Origin of the sequence: Pseudoxanthomonas sp. YR558 (assembly GCF_900116385.1) — a bacterium.
Classification (GTDB): domain Bacteria; phylum Pseudomonadota; class Gammaproteobacteria; order Xanthomonadales; family Xanthomonadaceae; genus Pseudoxanthomonas_A.
Window position 1 is genome coordinate 565,137 of record NZ_FPCI01000001.1, and the last position, 16,211, is coordinate 581,347.

Consider the following 16,211-nt stretch of genomic DNA (forward strand, 5'->3'; position numbering starts at 1 on the left):
TCCGAAAAGCGACCCATCAGCCGGTCTCCAGACCAACGGCGTGGCGCTCCCCGGCATTGAGCGGATACGCCGTACGAAGCGTCTGCCCGGATGGGCTGAAAAACAGGCCAGGCGTCTGGCGGCGGAGCTTGGCGCCCAGGATGCCGGCGGCAATGCGTGCCCCACCCAGTAGGAACGCGACGGGCGTGCCCCGTACCTCGCCGGTCGCGGATCCGGTGTTGAGTACGACCCTTCCCGCGGGTCCGAACGCGGCATCGACTCCCGCCGCGGGTGCCAGGCAGGCCGTCACCATGCCCACATACGCCACGCGGCCGTCGTGCGGTGTGTTGCCGAGGGGCGTGCGGCAACACGCTGCGTACCAGCGGAACAGGCCGCCCTTGCGCAGGCAGAGGCCCGCGATGTTTTCTTCGCCTGCAGTGAACTGCACGGCGAGCGGATTCATCGCCACGATGTCGGTGCCGCCCTGCGCGTCCATCAGGCCAGGCTGGCCGAGATGACGCGCGTAGGCTTGGCAATCCTTGCAGTAACAGGAGGCGCGCACGTAGGCGCGCTCGGTCGAAACGATTCCTTTCACTTGTCCGCAACGGCAACGCAGCGCCAGCGTCATCGGTACACCTCGCGTGGTTCCCTGACGATGCAGGAATACCGCAGCGGATATGAGCGCAACGTCAAACCACGGCCCGCTGTCTGACTGGCACTGCAACGGATGATCAGGCGGCGTCGGCAACCCGTGCGGAGGCCATCGCGGCGCTGGCGTGCGGGGCCGCCGCTGCCAGCGCACGCCCGAGGCCGGTCATGTGCGCGGTATCGTCGATGGCCTGGTCATCCAAGCCTTGCAGCAGGCGTTCGGACAGTCCCCACTCTCGCGCCACGGCACGCCCCAAGCGCGGTGACGCATCCTGCAGGAGATGCGCGGCAATCCCGGCATCCGGTACACCACCGTGCTGCGCGCACGCGTCGCGTAGCGCCTGCGCCACGAGGATCGCGCCCAGCCCCTGGAGCAACGCGAGCAACTGGGCGGCGAAGGCGTCTTCGCGCTCCACGGTTTTAGCGAACTGTGCGGCGGCCAGCGCCGTGCGCTGCGTGTGGTCCCAGATCAGGTCGGGCAAGGCACCGAGGGCGCCGCCATCCATCCGCATGACGGGCTGCATCACCGCCATCGCCACGAGTTGGCGGAGACCTTCCGTGCCGACCAGCGCGACGGCCCGGTCGAGGTTTTCGATCGGTGCGGGCTGGGTGCGGTACAGCGCGCTGTTGGCGAGCCGGAGCAGATGCGCGGCCAACGCGGGGTCGCGCGCGATGACGCCCGCGATCTCGCGACCGGAAGCCTCATCGTCGTTGAGGGTGCTCAGCAGTTGGGGGAGCAACTGCGGCCGACGCGGCAGGCGCTGCGGCGCCTCTACGAAGCGCGCCAATGTCTTTTCGGCAGACACCCGGACGCACACCGTTGCTTCGGGCGACAGCGGCGTTGGCTGACCTTCGTACGCCAGTTCAAGCAGTGCGCTTGCCCAGTTGCGGTCGACGGCGGGTGCCGTGATGGTGGCCGCTACGGCGCGTGGCGGTGCGGTCGAAGCCTCGCCCGGCGCAACCACCGGCGTGCGTCCGCGGTGCCACCACGATGTCAGTGCCCCCAGCAGTGCCACGCGCGCCCCCAGACGTACCCGTTGAGACGATAGCGGCGGATGGGCGGGGAACTTGAGGACGGATCAGGACGGGATGGCCGTGCCCCTGCCCTGCCACGCCAGCAAGGCGGGCAGGATGTGCCCCGCGCTCAGCGGCGCGATCGGCACCGGGTACGGGCCCGCAGGATCGACCCACACCATCGCTTCAATCTCGGCCTGGGGCGCGGGCGTGCCGTGCACTGCGCAGCGATACGCATGCGCGCGCACGCGGAGGCCGGGTTCGTTGACCGCATCCGCCTCGAATTCGCCCAGCCACACGGCCGAGGCATGGTCGAGTTGTACGCCGAGCTCTTCGTCCAGTTCGCGCGCAAGCGCGGACAACGGCTCTTCGCCCGGCTCGGTCTTGCCTCCCGGCTGGATGAAGATGGCCGATGCGCGCTTGCGCACCAGCAGCACCTCGCCCTGCGCATTGAGGATGACGGCGGCGACGGTATGAAGGGTCGTCATGCAGATCGAATCAGGCAGGTACGTGCGAACGTATCAGCGCAGCTGGCTGTCCTTGCTACCCCGACGGTTGTAGAGGCCGCCGGCTTGTTCGTCCTGGTCGGCCGCTTCCTGGCAGCCCACGCACAGGCGTACGCCAGGAACAGCCTTCTGTCGCGCCGGGGGAATCGGCTTGTCGCATTCCTCGCACTGGCTGAGGCTGGGGCCCTTCGGCAACGCGCGCCGCGCCCGCTCGATGCCGTCCTTCACCGTCGCATCGATCTGGTCCTGTACCGCACCATCGCCTGCCCATCCGGTCGCCATGACCCGCTCCCACATCGCCACTGTGCCGGCAGCCTACACCCGGTCAGCTGACTCGTGCCCGGCCCTCAGTCCGACCAGATGGGGCCCGCGAGGTAAACACGCTCGCTATCGCCGGCATTCGGGTCGGCGCATTTGCCCTGTGCGATGTTGGTGCAGGTGAGCACACGCCAGCGCACGACAGGCTTCGTACCCGGCGGTTTGGCCGCGACCGCGGGCGTCGTGCGATAGGTCTCGCCGACCTTCAACGGATCGAGCGGCGTCTTGCGCAGGCAGGACGCGAGCGCCGGCTGCCACCAGCACTGCTGCGGCCCGTTGCCCTGCGCACCCCAGACCGACACCGACTTGCGCAGGCAGTAGCCATAGCCGGCACCGGCGGGCTTGTTCGCTTGGCAGAACGCTCCGTCATCGCAGGCCAGCGGTGCCGCGTTCTGGAAGACCAGGCAGCCGCCGCCGGTGTTGAGGTCGGTGCCCTGCCAACGCCGCTCGAACTTGAAGGCCCCGACGATTTTTCCCTGCGCCTGCGGCTCGACCGCACGCGGCACCACCTGGAACTTGCAGCCGACCAGCACGCCGACCGCCACGATCAATCCTGCACGCAAGACCTGACGCATGAGTCGTTCCTCCGGAGCGAGTCGTCCACAAGGACAAGACGCCGCCCTGCCGGGCGCACGGCCACGCAAACCCGACCGTTCACGACGTTCATGCGTGTAGCAGACGAACGGCAGGCCGTCTCGTCGGGCTTTCGTCGCGTCCTTCCCCGTTTCGTCGCACCGACGGTGCCCGCGCCGAGCGCGCGTGCGATTGTCGTTGCGCCACCCCACCCACGAGATCGCATGCCTGCCACCGCTTGTGCTTCCCGTGCGCTCCTACCGCGTGCCGGTGCGGCGACCCCCGACGACACCACGCGACGCGCCGGCAGCCTCGGGGCGGGAAACGTCCGACGCCTCGCCAATGGTGTGCAGATCGCGCGACTCGTGCCGACGGTGCCGGCCCGCGCCTTGGCGCGGCACACCCACGACGAGGCACACCTCGTTCTGTTGTTGCGTGGCCGCTATCTGACGTCCGCCACGGGCGGCCCGCCGGAATGCACTCCAGGCACGCTCATCTACACGCCACCAGCCACCACGCATCGCGACCGCTTCCATGATCTGGATGGCGAGTTCATGACCCTCGCGCTGCCGTCCACGATGGAAGGCGTGTTGAAGCGTGGCCTGGACCGGGGCGCCGTACGTGCGGGTCGCCGCGCACAGGCCTTCGCGCATGGCTTGGCACACGCCTGCATCGACTGGCGCGGCGATGACGGATTGCTAGCGGAGGCCTTGTTCGACGAGTTGCTCGACGCGGTCGCCAACCCCGCACCTGCGTGCCATGGTTGGCCCGGCTGGCTGGCCCGCGCCGAAGCCTGGTTGCATGACCACCACGACACGCCCGCCGACACGGTCACGCTGGCGCAAGCGTGCGAGGTGCACCCCGTGCATCTGGCGCGCGTGTTCCGTCGCCGTCACGGCTGCACACCGACGGAGTACTCGCGCCGCCTGCGGATCGCGCGCGCCGCGGGCATGCTGCGGCAGGGGAGCGCTACGGTGGCCACGATCGCCGCGGAGTGCGGCTTCGCCGATCAGGCGCATTTCCATCGCCTGTTCGTCCGCGCCTACCGGATGCCGCCCACGACCTACCGTTCGACTGTCTGAACGAGCACGTTGCCCGCGTGCAAGCCATCGCTCGCGCGCTTCGTCATCGTGCCCCCTTCTTCCCTCAAAGGACCTGCCCATGCGTCACCTGATTACGCCGTTGTTGCTGTCGTGCGCCCTGCTCGCTCCGCCGGTCGATGCCGCGGACTGGCGACGGGGAGCGCCGGCCGACCAAGGCCTGGATGCCGCAGCACTCGCCGAGATGGAGCGCGTCATCGCCGCCGGCGAGTTCAAGCAGGTGACCAGCGTGCTCATCGCCCGCGATGGCGTGCTGGTCTACGAGCGCTACTTCGACGAAGCGGGTTCTGAGGCACGACGCAACACCCGCTCGGCCACCAAGACCGTGGCCGGCATGCTGGCCGGCATCGCAGTGGGCCAAGGCAAGCTGGAAGGCGCACAGGCGCGGATCCTGCCGCTACTCAAGCGCCCATCGCCGGCCCTGCCCGATCCGCGCAAGGATGCGATCACCGTCGAAGACCTGATGACGATGTCTTCTTCGCTGGAATGCGATGACTGGAACACGTGGTCGCGCGGCAATGAAGAGCGCATGTACCTGATCGAGGACTGGGTGGGCTTCTATCTCGATCTTCCCATCCAGGGCTACGCCGCCTGGATGACCCCGCCCAAGGACGCCCCGTACGGCCGCAGCTTCCGCTACTGCACTGCCGGCGTCACCACGCTCGGTGCGGTGGTCCAGTCCGCCGCGGGCGAACCGCTGGCCACTTTCGCGCAGCGCACGCTGTTCGATCCGCTCGGCATCGCCGCACCGGCGTGGCAGTTCTCGCCACAGGGACTGGCACAGGCCGGCGGCGGACTGGGTTTGCGCAGCCGGGACCTGCTCGCACTCGGCGAGTTGTACCGCAACGGCGGACGCTGGCAGGGCAAGCAGATCGTGCCTGCCGCCTGGGTCGCCACTTCAATTCGCCCGCATGCGCGCATCGAGGACGGAATCGACTACGGCTACCTGTGGTGGTTGCACCACGAGACCAGCGGCGGCCGCACGTTCGATTCGTATGCGATGAACGGCACGGGCGGCAATACCGTGCGGGTGTTCCCGGAACAGAAGCTGGTGGTCGTCGTCACGACCACCAACTATCAGGTGCAGAACGCGCCGAGGCTGACGTTCCGCCTGATCACCGAGAAGCTGTTGCCGGCCGTCAAATGAGCGAGGGCTGACCCGTCCTTAAGGATGGGCCAGCGCGTAGTCGATCGCGGCGACCACGGCCGCGACCTGCGCATCGTTGCACTGCACCGGGGTCGCCTTCGGACTGTCCGGGTAAACCTCGGTGATGGTGGTGTAGCGCGCATCGGTGATGCCGGTGCACAGCCCCAGCGACTTCACCGGATACTCGATGACACCTTCGGCGACCACCGGCGACCCGATGATTTCGCCCTGGGCGTCGGCAGGTGCGATGTGGGTCACTCGCGCCACCGCTGCGATCACCGCCTGCTGGAACGTGGGCTGTCGGTTCTCGCTGTCGTCCACCAGGTAGAAGCCGTCGGGAATCTCACCGGGCTCGAACGGCTTGCCATCGCGCGCAGCGAGCGCGGGCCGGAACTCGGTCTCGTCGCTGTCGGTGGTTTCATGCAGGTCGATGTGCATCAGCACACGATCCTTTACCGGCGCCACCAGCGCGATCAGGGCCGCGGATTCCTGCGCGGGGCTGTTCGCACGGAAGGAGCGGTTCGGGTCCAGCGCATCGGCGTTCCAGCGATGGATGCGCTCGTAGCCCCACGGGCTCACGCACGGCACCACCAACAGGTTGGCGCGGCCGGCGTAGCCGACGGCGCGCTGCTCGAGGAACTGCAACGCACCGTGCACGCCACTGGTCTCGTAGCCATGCACGCCGCCGGTGACGAGCATCAGCGGCAGCGCGTCGTTCCAGTCGCGGCTGCGCACCGCGTACAGCGGATAGCGCTCGCCCGGACCGTAGTCGAGCTCACCATACGTGTCCACGTCGAAGCGCTCACGCAGGCGATCGAGCGACGCCACCACGTCATCCGCATAACGCCGCCGCACGCGCTGCTGCGCGCGCCATGCGGCTTTGTCGTCCGCGCCCCAAGGCGTACCGGGTGTGCCGATGGGGTGGAAACGCTCGATCGTGTGCATGGCGGCGGAATAACCTGGCGGCGAGGGCCGGCACTATACCAGCGGCCGTGCGAAACCCCCGTCGCTCGGTCCGCACTATCGCGATCACGCGCCAGCGGCGAAAATCGGCCATCGTCGCAAGATGCGACTTCCTTTCCTCCTCGCATGCCCCACTACACCGGCCCCCTTCTCACCCGCGACACGGCGAACGCGCTGCGCGCCGCGCGCGATCGTGGCGGCGGCAGCTGGCGGGGTTCGCTCGACCTCGGCCGCACGCAGGACGAAGCCCGGTTGGGCGCGGATACTTGGCAGTGGAAGGACGCGGTCTATCCGTATCCGGACGGCCTGAAGGACCGCACGCTGTACCACTGGGACGGCGAGGCATTCGCGCCGATCTCGCGCTTCGCCGGTTCGCTGATCAAGCTCGTACCCACCGAATGGGGCGCTCCGACCTTCGAGATCGACGGCATCAAGATGCTGCCCACCTCGAAGGAATCGCCGCTGGACGACGCGCAGCGCAAGGTCGCGCTGGTGGAACCGCGCGGCAAGGTGGTGCTGGATACCTGCGGCGGACTGGGCTATTTCGCCGCCTGCTGCCTGGCGGCCGGCGCGGCGCGCATCCGCTCGTTCGAAAAGAACGAAGACGTGTTGTGGCTGCGCACCCTCAACCCATGGTCGCCTGACCCCGAAGCGCCCGAGCACGGCGGCCGCCTCGAACTCATGCATGCGGACGTGTCCCGCGCCATCGCCGACATCGCGGATGCGTCCGTCGATGCGGTGCTGCACGACCCGCCGCGCTTCGGCATCGCCGGCGAGCTGTATTCGCAGGCGTTCTACGACCAGCTCGCGCGCGTCCTGCGTCGCGGCGGCAAGCTCTTCCATTACACCGGCAGCCCCAACAAGCTCACCAGCGGTCGAGACGTGCCGGGGGAAGTCGCCAAGCGGCTTGAGAAGGCGGGCTTCAAGGCGCAGCGCGCATTGGACGGCGTGGTCGGCCTGCGCCGCTGACCGCCGGCGGCCGGCCTTCACGCCACCTGAGCGCAACGAGGCGCACAACGGCGCCACCGCCACGCCCGGGAGGGGCCGCCATGCACCGCGTCATCCTGTTGACCGTTTCAGTTTCCGTCCTGCTTCTCGCAGGTTCCGCGACTGCCCAGGACAAGCCGCCGGCGATGACGCCGGAGATGCAGGCCATGATGGAGACCTACCAGAAGGCGGGTACGCCGGGCATGGAACACGGCAGGCTGGCGTCGATGGCCGGCACCTACGATCTGGTCGTGAAGAGCTGGTACGCGCCCGGTGCACCGCCCAGCACCGATGGCGGCACCGCCACGCGCAAGATGATCCTCGGCAATCGCGTGATGCTGGAAGAAGTGACCTCGCAGATGATGGGCCAGCCCTTCAGCGGCCAGGGCCTGCATGGGTTCGACAACGTCACCGGCAAGTACTGGGGCACCTGGAACGACAGCATGAGCACGGGGCTGATGGTCAGCGAAGGCACCTGCGACGCACAGCTCAGCTGCACCTATACCGGCACCCACAACGACGCGGTGAGCAAGAAGCCGCAGAGCAGCCGGATGACCACGCGCTGGACCGACAAGAACACCGAGGTCCTCGAAATGTACGGCCCGGGCCCGGACGGCAAGGAAACGAAGATGATGGAGATCACCTACAAGCGGCGGCCTTGACCGTTGCGTGCGATCAGGCATGCACGACCTGGCCGGCATCGGCCAGGTTGCGTCGCCAAGCGGCCGGCGGCTGCCCGTACTCGCGGCGGAAGGCGCGACTGAAGGATGTGTCGTTCTGGTAGCCCACCTCCTCGGCTACGCGCGACAACGGTGCATTGCTGCGGCGTAGCAGGTTGGCCGCCATCAGCATTCGCCACTGGGTCAGGTACTGCATCGGCGAGGTGCCGACCAACTGTTGGAAGCGCTCGGCCAGCACCGACCGCGATGTACCGGCGACGCGCGCGAGGTCGGCGAGCGTCCACTCGCGGCACGGCTGCTGGTGCAGCGCATTCAGCGCCTTGCCGACGACACGGTCGCCCAGGCCCGCGAGCCAACCGGCGTGGCCCTCATGCTGGTGCACGTAGCGACGCAGCACTTCGATGAACAACAGCTCCGCCAGGCGCGACAGTAGGCTGGCCCCGCCAGGACGCGGCGTGCGGGCTTCGGCCAGCGCGTAGCGCACGGACGATTCCAGCCAAGCGCCGGCATCGGAATCGCGCAGGCTGATCCGCACCACGGGCGGCAGACCATCCAGCAGCAAGCGGGCGAGCCGGGTATCGCAGGCCAGGTAGCCGCAGACGATGCGGGTCGGCGCGCCGCCACCGCCGTACGCCAGCCGTCGTGGGCGGCTCGAGAACAGCTTCTTGAGATCGGCCGCGCCGCGTGGCGGCGGCAGGCCCGGTGCGGAAGCCATGCGATGTGCGGCGCCGCCGGGGAACATCACCACGTCGCCCTCGCGCGCGGCCAGCGGCGGCATGCCTTCCATCTCCACCAGGCATTCGCCTTCGGTGACCAGATGGAAGATCACCACCTGTTCGGCCGTTGGGTCGAGCCACGGCGCCGCCAATGCGGCCTTCGGCGACTGGTAGCACCAGGGCGCACTGAAACGCGCGTTGACGAAGAACGCGCCCGACATCTGCACCACGCGCAGGATTTCCGACAACGCATCCATGCGCTCAGGCCGCTCGCGCGGATGTCGTCGCCACGCCGACGGTCAATGGCGGCTGGCCGAGCAGCGCACCTTGCATCGGCGAGCGGCGCAACGCTTCCTGCACGACGGCGCGCAGTCGGTCGTCTTCGACGTCCTGCGCGTGCAGCACCACGTCCACGTGCATCGACGCGGGGCAGGCACCGATCGGCGCACCGTCGGCATCGCGCATGCCGAGCAGGCCGCGCGTATCGGAGCGGCTGCCGACGTCCACTTCCAGATGGTCGAGCGCAATGCCTTGTTCGGCGGCGACCATCGCGATCGCGGTCGCCGTGCACGCCGCGATGCCCGCGCGGAAGAACCAGCCCGGCGACGGCCGGTCGCCGGTGCCGCCCAGTTCCACCGGCATGTCGGATTCGATGCGCGTGCCGCTGGCGTGCGCCGCCACGATCCGCGCCCCGTGCTGCCACGACGCGCGAGCCGCCGCGTCGTCGTGCAGGCCCATGTCGGGGCGGCGGGCGAACACGCTGACCGCGCGTTGCATCGCCTGGGCGATGTCTTGGGGGGTACTCATGGGACGGGCAACTCCATCGAACGACAGGGGCAGGCGGATTCTGAGCGGAACAACGCCGGCCGGGAGCCCGCGCGGCCAGCCGCCGGACGATCGGCAAGGAATCGCGGAAGCCGGGGAAACCGCGCCACCGACGCCGGACGCCCGGCCAGTTCCGGCAGACGCCCCGTCAGGACGGCGCCCCCGTGCGACGGCGACGCTGAGCACCTCCCAACCCCTGGAGTTTCCCCCGCATGAACGCCGTTGCCGTCTCCCTCCCCACCCCGCCCGACCTGAACGCCGTCAAGCAGCGCCAGCAGGCCGCCTGGTCCAGCGGCAACTACGCCGTGGTCGGCACCACCCTGCAGATCGTCGGTGAGCGCCTGGCCGAAGCCGTCGACCTGCGCTGGGACGAGCGCGTGCTCGACGTCGCCGCCGGCAACGGCAACGCGACGCTGGCGGCGGCCCGTCGCGGCGGCCAGGTCGTGTCAACCGACTACGTACCCGCCCTGCTCGACCTGGGCCGCGCCCGCGCCGATGCCGAACAACTGCAGGTCGCGTTCGCGGAAGCCGATGCCGAGGCCCTGCCCTTCGCCGATGAGAGTTTCGATGTGGTGCTGTCCACGTTCGGCGTGATGTTCACCCCGGACCACGCGCGCGCGGCCGGCGAACTGGCGCGCGTCTGCCGTCCCGGCGGCCGCATCGGCCTCGCCAACTGGACGCCGGAGGGCTTCATCGGCCAGATGTTCAAGGTGCTCGGCCGCCACCTCGCACCGCCGGCCGGCGTGCAGCCACCGTCGCTGTGGGGTACCACCGCGCACGTGCAGTCGCTGTTCGGCGACCGCGCCGGCGCCATCGGCGTCACCGCGCGCATGTTCAATTTCCGCTACCGCGATGCGGCCCACATGATCGACGTGTTCCGCACCTGGTACGGGCCGGTGCAGAAGGCCTTCCAAGCGCTGCCTGCCGAGAAGGCGGCCGAACTCGAACAGGACCTGCACGCGCTGATGGACCGCATGGATCGCGGCAACGGCAACGGCCTGGTCATCCCCAGCGAGTACCTCGAAATCGTGGTCGTGCGCCGGTGAAGGACCATGCGCGACTGCAGCGGCGGGTCCAGCGCTACGGCTGGGATCTCGCCGCCTCCCGCTACGACGCGCTGTGGCAGGCGCAGTTGTCGGACGCACACCGTCGGTTGCTGGCGCTGGCGCCAGCGGCCCCGGGCGAATCCGTGCTCGACGTCGCCTGCGGCACCGGCGTGATGGCGCTGGCCGCGGCAGAAGCGGTCGGTGCAAGCGGTCGCGTGGTCGGCGTGGACATCGCCGAACGCATGGTCGAGGAAGCCAACGCACTGGCGCAGGCACGCGGCCTGGACCACGCGCGCTTCCTGCGCATGGATGGCGAGGCGCTGGATACTTCGGGCGTCGGCTTCGATCTCGCGTATTGCGCGCTTGGCCTGATGTACATGCCCGACCCCGACCAGGCGATGCGCGGCATCCACGGTGCGCTCCGTCCGGGCGGCCGTGTCGCGGTCGCGGTCTGGGGCCAGCGCGCCCGCTGCGGTTGGTCGCCGGTATTCCCGATCGTCGACGAAGAAGTCGCCAGCGACGTCTGCCCACTGTTCTTCCAGCTCGGCCATGAAGGCATGCTCACCGAGCTCTGCGCGCGCGCCGGTTTCGTCGATGTGGAAGAGCAGCGCGTCGAAGCGGTGCTGGCCTACGCCGATGATGAAGACGCGTGTGATGCCGCCTTCGTCGGCGGTCCGGTGGCGATGGCGTGGTCGCGTTTCGATGACGCCACACGCCGGCGCGTCCGCACGCGCTATCTGCAGGCGATCCGGCCATGGCGCGTCGGCCTTGGCTATCGCATGCCGGGCGAGTTCGTGGTTGCCACGGCTCGCCGGCGTGCCGACTGACCGCACGCAGGCCTCCTCGCGGGGCCTGCGTCACGCTTGCGTGATGGTGCGTTGCAGCTTTCCCCTTTGGCCAATGCCCGAGGACGGACGCCTGTGGCCCACTGCCGGCACTTCACACCGGAGGTGCCGTCGATGTCGATCGCTGCGCTGTTGTGTCGTCCCGTCTCCCGCCCCCTCTTTCGCCGCACGGGGCTGTTTTTTTTCTCCGTTTGCTTGATGCTGGCCAGCGGCCAAGCGCTCGCGCTGACCGAAGTCACCGGCTTCGGCAGCAATCCCGGCAACCTGCGCATGCACAAGTACGTACCGACCGGCCTGCCGGCGGATGCGCCGCTGGTGGTGGCACTGCATGGCTGCGCACAATCCGCCGCCAACTACGACGCCGAGACCGGCTGGGAAACGCTGGCCGACCGTTTCGGGTTCGCGCTGTTGCTGCCCGAGCAGCAGACCGGCAACAACAGCAGCCGTTGCTTCAACTGGTTCGAGACCGTCGATACGTCGCGCGGGCAAGGCGAGCCGCTGTCGATCAAACAGATGGTCGACCGCATGATCGCCGACCATGCGATCGATCCCGCGCGCGTCTACGTCACCGGCCTTTCTGCGGGCGGTGCGATGACGTCGGTGATGCTGGCCACCTATCCCGACGTGTTCGCCGGCGGCGCCATCGTGGCCGGCATCCCGTATCGCTGCGCGACCACCCAGGCCGCCGCCTTCAGCTGCATGAACCCCGGCAGCGACCTCACGCCCGCGCAATGGGGTGCGAAAGTGCGCGCTGCCAGCAGTTGGAGCGGCCCCTGGCCCATCGTGTCGATCTGGCATGGCGATGCCGACTACACCGTACGTCCCGCCAACCTCACCGAAAGCCTGGACCAATGGGCCGACGTGCACGGCATCGACACCGTGGCCGATGCGACTGACACCATGAGCGGCTATCCGCACAAGGTCTACAAGGACGCGGCCGGCACCGTGAAGGTGGAAACCTACGTCATCACCGGCATGGGTCATGGCACGCCCGTGGACCCCGGTACCGGCGAGACCCAATGCGGTACGGCCGGCGCCTACATCCTCGACGTGAACCTCTGCTCCAGCTACCACATCGCCCGCTTCTTTGGCCTGGACAACCTGGACGGCGTACCGCCGTCGGTCGCCCTGACCTCGCCCACGAACGGCGCCACCGTCAGTGGCACGGTGACGCTAGCCGCCACCGCCAGCGACGACATCGGCGTGGCGCGCGTGGATTTCCTGCTGGACGGCGCGTTGCTTGGCGGCGATGCCAGCGCGCCCTACAGCCTGGCGTGGAACAGCAGCGGCGCCAGCGACGGCGCGCACGTGCTGCAGGCGCGCGCGCTCGATCTTGCCGGCAACACGGGCACCTCGGTCGCGGTCAACGTCACCGTCAACGGCGGTACCGGCGGCGGCTCGCCGGTCACGGTCGTCTTCAACAACGAAGATGCGAACGACGGCTACGTGAAGGCCAGCGCCACGGGCGGCAGCCCTGCCGTAGGCACGCTGGAGGCCTACTACGGCCTGGCGATCGGACGCGGCACCGACGGCAACCACAACCGCACGGTGCTGTCGTTCGATACGTCAGCGCTGCCCGACAACGCGGTGGTCACCTCGGCCACGCTGACGGTCGCCTACCGCAGCGCCAGCGGCGACCCATGGAACAATCCGGCCGGCAACGCCCTGGTCGTCGACGTGCGCAACGGCTGTCTCGGGGCGTGCACCATCGAGGCGGCGGACTGGGCCGCTGCCACCACCACGACGGGCAGCGCGCAGGTGCCGGCCTTCAGCGGCGGCAACCAGACCAGTACGGTGTTCGACACCGTCGGACGTGCTGCGATCAACCGCACCGGGCGCACGCAGCTGCGGCTGCGCTTCAACGCGAATCCAGCCGCGACGCACTACCTCTGGATCGACCGCGGCGCTACCGCCAAGCTCTCAGTCACCTACACCCTGCCGTGAGGGGCACGGCCTGCCGCCGCGTCACGGCGGCGGCAGGATCTTCCAGAACATGCCCGCGCCCAGCTTTACCGATTGCAGCGGCTTACGCTGCGCAGCCGGCTGGTTGGCGCGGAACATCTCGCGGATGTCGCCCATCACCTTGTCCGACTCCATGAAGTAGGAGTGCGCCAGCACGCTCTGGTCCACGCCGGAGACGTCGATGGTGTCGACGCCGGAAACCAGCACGACGCCTTCGCTGGTGTCGCCGGCGCGCGGACCGCGGTTGACCTGCTTGGAGGCCTTCAGCGCCAGGTCCTCCGACGAGGCGTAGAGCGTGACCCGGCCACTCGCCCGCTGCAGCGCAGGCGCCAGTTCGGTGCGGAACACCTTCGCGTCGATATCCGGTGCGGCCAGGATGATGCCGCGGAAGCGCCCGCGCAGTTCCGGCCTGCGGGTCACCAGGTTGCGCACCGCCTGGGTCAGCCCGCGCGTGCCCATGCTGTGCCCGATCACGTACAGGTTCTGCGCGCCGGAGCGGTCGGCGAGGTCCGACAGGAAGTTCTCGATGTACGGCACCGAACGCGCGATGCTCTGCTCGTCGGTGAAGTAGCCCGACAGCGCGGCCTGCGAAGGCCAGCTGTAGAACACCGGCGCGCCATCGAAGCGCAAGTCGTAAGCGAGCTGCGCGGTACGCCGGGCGGCATCGCGGAAGCTGACGTTGTATCCGTGCACGAACACGAACGCATTGCTGCCGCGCGATTCGCCCACGCGGCCGTACAGGCGGGCGAAGAACGGCGATTTCTCCAGCCGTCCGACGTCCTGCAGGATGACGTGCTGCTTGGCGTCTTCCTTGAACTCCAGCAGGTACCAGCGCGGCGACTCGAGCTCGCCCGCCACGTGCGACTTCGGAATGCTGATCCGCGCCGTGCCGTAGGTGAGCTGGCGCGCCAGCGACGAGGTGAAGCGGTCACCCGGCGGCAACGAAGCGAACGCCGCCGCCGGCAGCCGGTTGGTGGCGTAGAAGACGTCGACATTGACGAAATCCTGCTCCGGCGCCTTGCCGGCCTGCGCCGCCTCGCGGGCACGTGCCGCGCGCTCGGCGGCTTCCCGGGCGGTCGCATCCCGTTGCTGGCGGGCGCGCGCTTCCGCCTCGGCGGCGGCGGCACGGCGTTGGGCTTCGGCGAGTGCAGCCGCTTCCGCGGCGCTGCTGGGAGGCGGCGGCGGTGGGGGTGGTGGAGGCGGTGGAGGCGGTAGCGGCGTCTCCACGGGCGGAGGCAGCGGTGTTTCCTTGACACGTTTCGCGCAGCCAGCCAGCACCAAGGCCGCCAGCACCAGGCAGAGGATCCGCCGCATTCTTCACCCCATGGAAGGACGTCCTGACCGCCCCAGTCCCCGGAGGCGGCCGACGACCCGATGGTATCGCAGGGGCCGGTGCCGCAGCGAGCCGGGAAGGGTCCGCATTAGCCAGCAGCCGCACCCGCGAGCTATCGTGTGGGGGTACGGACCGCCTCCGACGGCCCCCTTCCCTCACCTGGACCCCCTTATGCCTACGCCCAACTACTCCTTCGAGAAACGACAGCGCGAGCTGGCCAAGAAGAAGAAGAAAGAAGAGAAAGACGCCAAGAAGCGCGCCGAGCGCGACGCCGCCCGGACCGAGACCGGCACCGAGGATGCCCCGGCCGACACGCCGGAATGAGCGACGCCGCGGCGCCGCCGCAAGTGTGGGTGGATGCCGATGCATGCCCGGGGCCGGTGAAGGAGATCCTGTTCCGCGCGGCCGAGCGTGCGCAGGTACAGGTCACCCTGATCGCCAACCAGTGGTTGCGCACCCCACCCTCGCGCTTCATCCGCGCCTTGCAGGTGCAGGGCGGCTTCGACGTGGCCGATGACGCCATCGCCGAACGCGCGCGCAGCGGCGACCTCGTCGTCACCCAGGACATTCCCCTGGCGGCGCGCGTGCTGGCCAACGGCGCGCAAGCGATCAATCCGCGCGGCGAGCGGTTCACGCCGGACAACATCGCCGAACGGTTGTCGATGCGGAACTTCATGGACGAACTGCGCGGGTCCGGCGTACAGACCGGTGGCCCTGCCGCCTTCAATGCACGCGACCGCCAAGCGTTTGCCAACCAATTGGATCGCTGGCTCGCCACTCGGCGCTGACGCGGCGATGCCCGAGTTCGAGTTCCGCCCCGTCTTCCATCTCGTGCTGCACGTCATCGTGCCGCTGGCGGTGGCGCGCCTGTTCTGGCCCACGCAGTGGAGGCGCGCCGCGCTGTGGATGCTCGCTGGGTGGGTGATCGACCTCGACCACCTGCTGGCCGACCCGATCTACGCTCCCGGGCGCTGCAGCATCGGCTTCCATCCGCTGCACACCTGGCCGGCCATCGCGGTGTATGCGGGCCTGACCGTGCCGAAGAAGACCCGGTGGTTCGGCATCGGCCTGCTGATCCACGTCGCGCTGGATGGCATCGACTGCCTGATGATGTAACGGCGGCCTCTACATCTTTTCGCCGGGCAACCGGCTCGCCTGCGTGATCCAGTCCGCCAGCTGCACTTCGTCGAACGCCTCGCCTTCGCGCAGGTGGACGTAACGGACATCGGCCACCTTCGAGGTTTCCGGCGGTACCGGCTTCAGCGATTGACCCCGGAAGAAGGTCACCTTGAGATAGCGTTCGAAGCAATGGAACGAGAGGAACCATCCCTCCGCGGCGGGCGCGCCGTAGAAGGGCGAGTTCCATTTCACCGCCTTGCGCACGCCTGGCACGGTTTCTTCGACGAGTGCATCGAGGCGCTGGGCGACGGCTTTCTTCCACCCCGGCACGGCCGACAGATAGGCGCGCACCGGTGCATCGCCCTCGCCCTTCGGGATCTGAGGATTGCCGCCGGACAGCAGGCGTGGCGCTGACGTCTTCACCGCCGTCTTCTTCGTGGGCATTTTCTT

At 68.8% G+C, this 16,211-nt stretch carries 20 protein-coding genes; 10 read left to right on the plus strand and 10 right to left on the minus strand.

Annotated features, from left to right (window positions below; all coding sequences use genetic code 11):
* Positions 1–16: 16 nt before the first annotated feature.
* The 5 genes from BM365_RS02565 to BM365_RS02585 form a co-directional block, all read right to left on the minus strand.
* Positions 17–607, minus strand: a complete 591-nt coding sequence (locus BM365_RS02565; protein WP_093486317.1) for a DUF6151 family protein — start codon at positions 605–607, stop codon at positions 17–19.
* A gap of 103 nt (positions 608–710) precedes the next feature.
* On the minus strand, positions 711–1,643 hold the full coding sequence (locus tag BM365_RS02570; protein ID WP_233210775.1) for an HDOD domain-containing protein: 933 nt from the start codon (positions 1,641–1,643) through the stop codon (positions 711–713).
* A 63-nt stretch (positions 1,644–1,706) separates the two neighbouring features.
* Positions 1,707–2,129, minus strand: a complete 423-nt coding sequence (locus BM365_RS02575; protein WP_093486319.1) for an NUDIX hydrolase — start codon at positions 2,127–2,129, stop codon at positions 1,707–1,709.
* A gap of 33 nt (positions 2,130–2,162) precedes the next feature.
* Positions 2,163–2,429 (minus strand): DksA/TraR family C4-type zinc finger protein, encoded by a 267-nt coding sequence (locus BM365_RS02580; protein ID WP_093486321.1) that lies wholly within the window; start codon positions 2,427–2,429, stop codon positions 2,163–2,165.
* 65 nt (positions 2,430–2,494) lie between these two features.
* Positions 2,495–3,040 carry a hypothetical protein gene (locus tag BM365_RS02585; protein ID WP_139227287.1) on the minus strand — a complete coding sequence of 182 codons (546 nt, stop codon included), beginning with the start codon at positions 3,038–3,040 and terminating at the stop codon, positions 2,495–2,497.
* Between the two features lie 222 nt (positions 3,041–3,262).
* Between BM365_RS02585 and BM365_RS02590 the strand changes: the two genes are divergently transcribed.
* Positions 3,263–4,120, plus strand: a complete 858-nt coding sequence (locus tag BM365_RS02590) for an AraC family transcriptional regulator (RefSeq protein ID WP_158253458.1) — start codon at positions 3,263–3,265, stop codon at positions 4,118–4,120.
* A 79-nt stretch (positions 4,121–4,199) separates the two neighbouring features.
* Positions 4,200–5,285: a serine hydrolase domain-containing protein gene (locus tag BM365_RS02595; RefSeq protein ID WP_093486327.1), complete on the plus strand. Its 1,086-nt coding sequence runs from the start codon at positions 4,200–4,202 to the stop codon at positions 5,283–5,285.
* A gap of 18 nt (positions 5,286–5,303) precedes the next feature.
* Here BM365_RS02595 and BM365_RS02600 read toward each other — a convergent pair whose 3' ends face one another.
* Positions 5,304–6,230 (minus strand): M14 family metallopeptidase, encoded by a 927-nt coding sequence (locus BM365_RS02600; protein WP_093486329.1) that lies wholly within the window; start codon positions 6,228–6,230, stop codon positions 5,304–5,306.
* Positions 6,231–6,374: 144 nt separating this feature from the next.
* On the opposite strand from BM365_RS02600, the gene BM365_RS02605 reads away from it, so the two are divergent.
* Positions 6,375–7,217 carry a class I SAM-dependent methyltransferase gene (locus BM365_RS02605; RefSeq protein WP_093486331.1) on the plus strand — a complete coding sequence of 281 codons (843 nt, stop codon included), beginning with the start codon at positions 6,375–6,377 and terminating at the stop codon, positions 7,215–7,217.
* Positions 7,218–7,297: 80 nt separating this feature from the next.
* Entirely contained in the window at positions 7,298–7,897 is a 600-nt protein-coding gene (locus BM365_RS02610; protein ID WP_093486333.1) for a DUF1579 domain-containing protein, read from the plus strand.
* Positions 7,898–7,910: 13 nt separating this feature from the next.
* Here BM365_RS02610 and BM365_RS02615 read toward each other — a convergent pair whose 3' ends face one another.
* Both BM365_RS02615 and BM365_RS02620 read right to left on the minus strand, forming a co-directional pair.
* Complete coding sequence (locus BM365_RS02615) at positions 7,911–8,888, minus strand: AraC family transcriptional regulator (RefSeq protein WP_093486335.1); 978 nt, start codon at positions 8,886–8,888, stop codon at positions 7,911–7,913.
* 4 nt (positions 8,889–8,892) lie between these two features.
* A complete protein-coding gene (locus tag BM365_RS02620) occupies positions 8,893–9,438 on the minus strand; it encodes an OsmC family protein (protein ID WP_093486337.1) in 546 nt (181 codons plus the stop codon).
* 230 nt (positions 9,439–9,668) lie between these two features.
* Here BM365_RS02620 and BM365_RS02625 point away from each other — a divergent pair, with 230 nt between their 5' ends.
* The 3 genes from BM365_RS02625 (at position 9,669) to BM365_RS02635 (ending at position 13,291) form a co-directional block, all read left to right on the plus strand.
* The gene (locus BM365_RS02625; protein ID WP_093486339.1) at positions 9,669–10,502 is read left to right on the plus strand and encodes a class I SAM-dependent methyltransferase; all 834 of its coding nucleotides are present in this window, start codon (positions 9,669–9,671) and stop codon (positions 10,500–10,502) included.
* A complete protein-coding gene (locus BM365_RS02630) occupies positions 10,499–11,329 on the plus strand; it encodes a class I SAM-dependent methyltransferase (RefSeq protein ID WP_093486341.1) in 831 nt (276 codons plus the stop codon). The genes BM365_RS02625 and BM365_RS02630 overlap by 4 nt, the downstream gene beginning before the upstream one ends.
* 216 nt (positions 11,330–11,545) lie before the next feature.
* Positions 11,546–13,291, plus strand: a complete 1,746-nt coding sequence (locus BM365_RS02635; RefSeq protein ID WP_093486343.1) for an extracellular catalytic domain type 1 short-chain-length polyhydroxyalkanoate depolymerase — start codon at positions 11,546–11,548, stop codon at positions 13,289–13,291.
* 21 nt (positions 13,292–13,312) lie between these two features.
* On the opposite strand, the gene BM365_RS02640 is transcribed toward BM365_RS02635, so the two are convergent.
* A complete protein-coding gene (locus BM365_RS02640; RefSeq protein WP_093486345.1) occupies positions 13,313–14,623 on the minus strand; it encodes an alpha/beta hydrolase in 1,311 nt (436 codons plus the stop codon).
* A 190-nt stretch (positions 14,624–14,813) separates the two neighbouring features.
* On the opposite strand from BM365_RS02640, the gene BM365_RS17935 reads away from it, so the two are divergent.
* From BM365_RS17935 to BM365_RS02650, 3 genes are read left to right on the plus strand one after another with little or no spacing between them, the layout of a single operon-like run.
* Positions 14,814–14,966, plus strand: coding sequence for a hypothetical protein (locus tag BM365_RS17935; RefSeq protein WP_175502029.1), 153 nt, complete (start codon positions 14,814–14,816; stop codon positions 14,964–14,966).
* Positions 14,963–15,430 (plus strand): YaiI/YqxD family protein, encoded by a 468-nt coding sequence (locus BM365_RS02645; RefSeq protein ID WP_093486347.1) that lies wholly within the window; start codon positions 14,963–14,965, stop codon positions 15,428–15,430. The genes BM365_RS17935 and BM365_RS02645 overlap by 4 nt, the downstream gene beginning before the upstream one ends.
* A 7-nt stretch (positions 15,431–15,437) precedes the next feature.
* Entirely contained in the window at positions 15,438–15,758 is a 321-nt protein-coding gene (locus BM365_RS02650) for a DUF6122 family protein (RefSeq protein WP_093486349.1), read from the plus strand.
* 9 nt (positions 15,759–15,767) lie between these two features.
* Here the strand turns inward: BM365_RS02650 and BM365_RS02655 are convergent, their stop codons facing one another.
* On the minus strand, positions 15,768–16,205 hold the full coding sequence (locus BM365_RS02655) for a DUF1801 domain-containing protein (protein WP_093489411.1): 438 nt from the start codon (positions 16,203–16,205) through the stop codon (positions 15,768–15,770).
* Positions 16,206–16,211 lie beyond the last annotated feature (6 nt).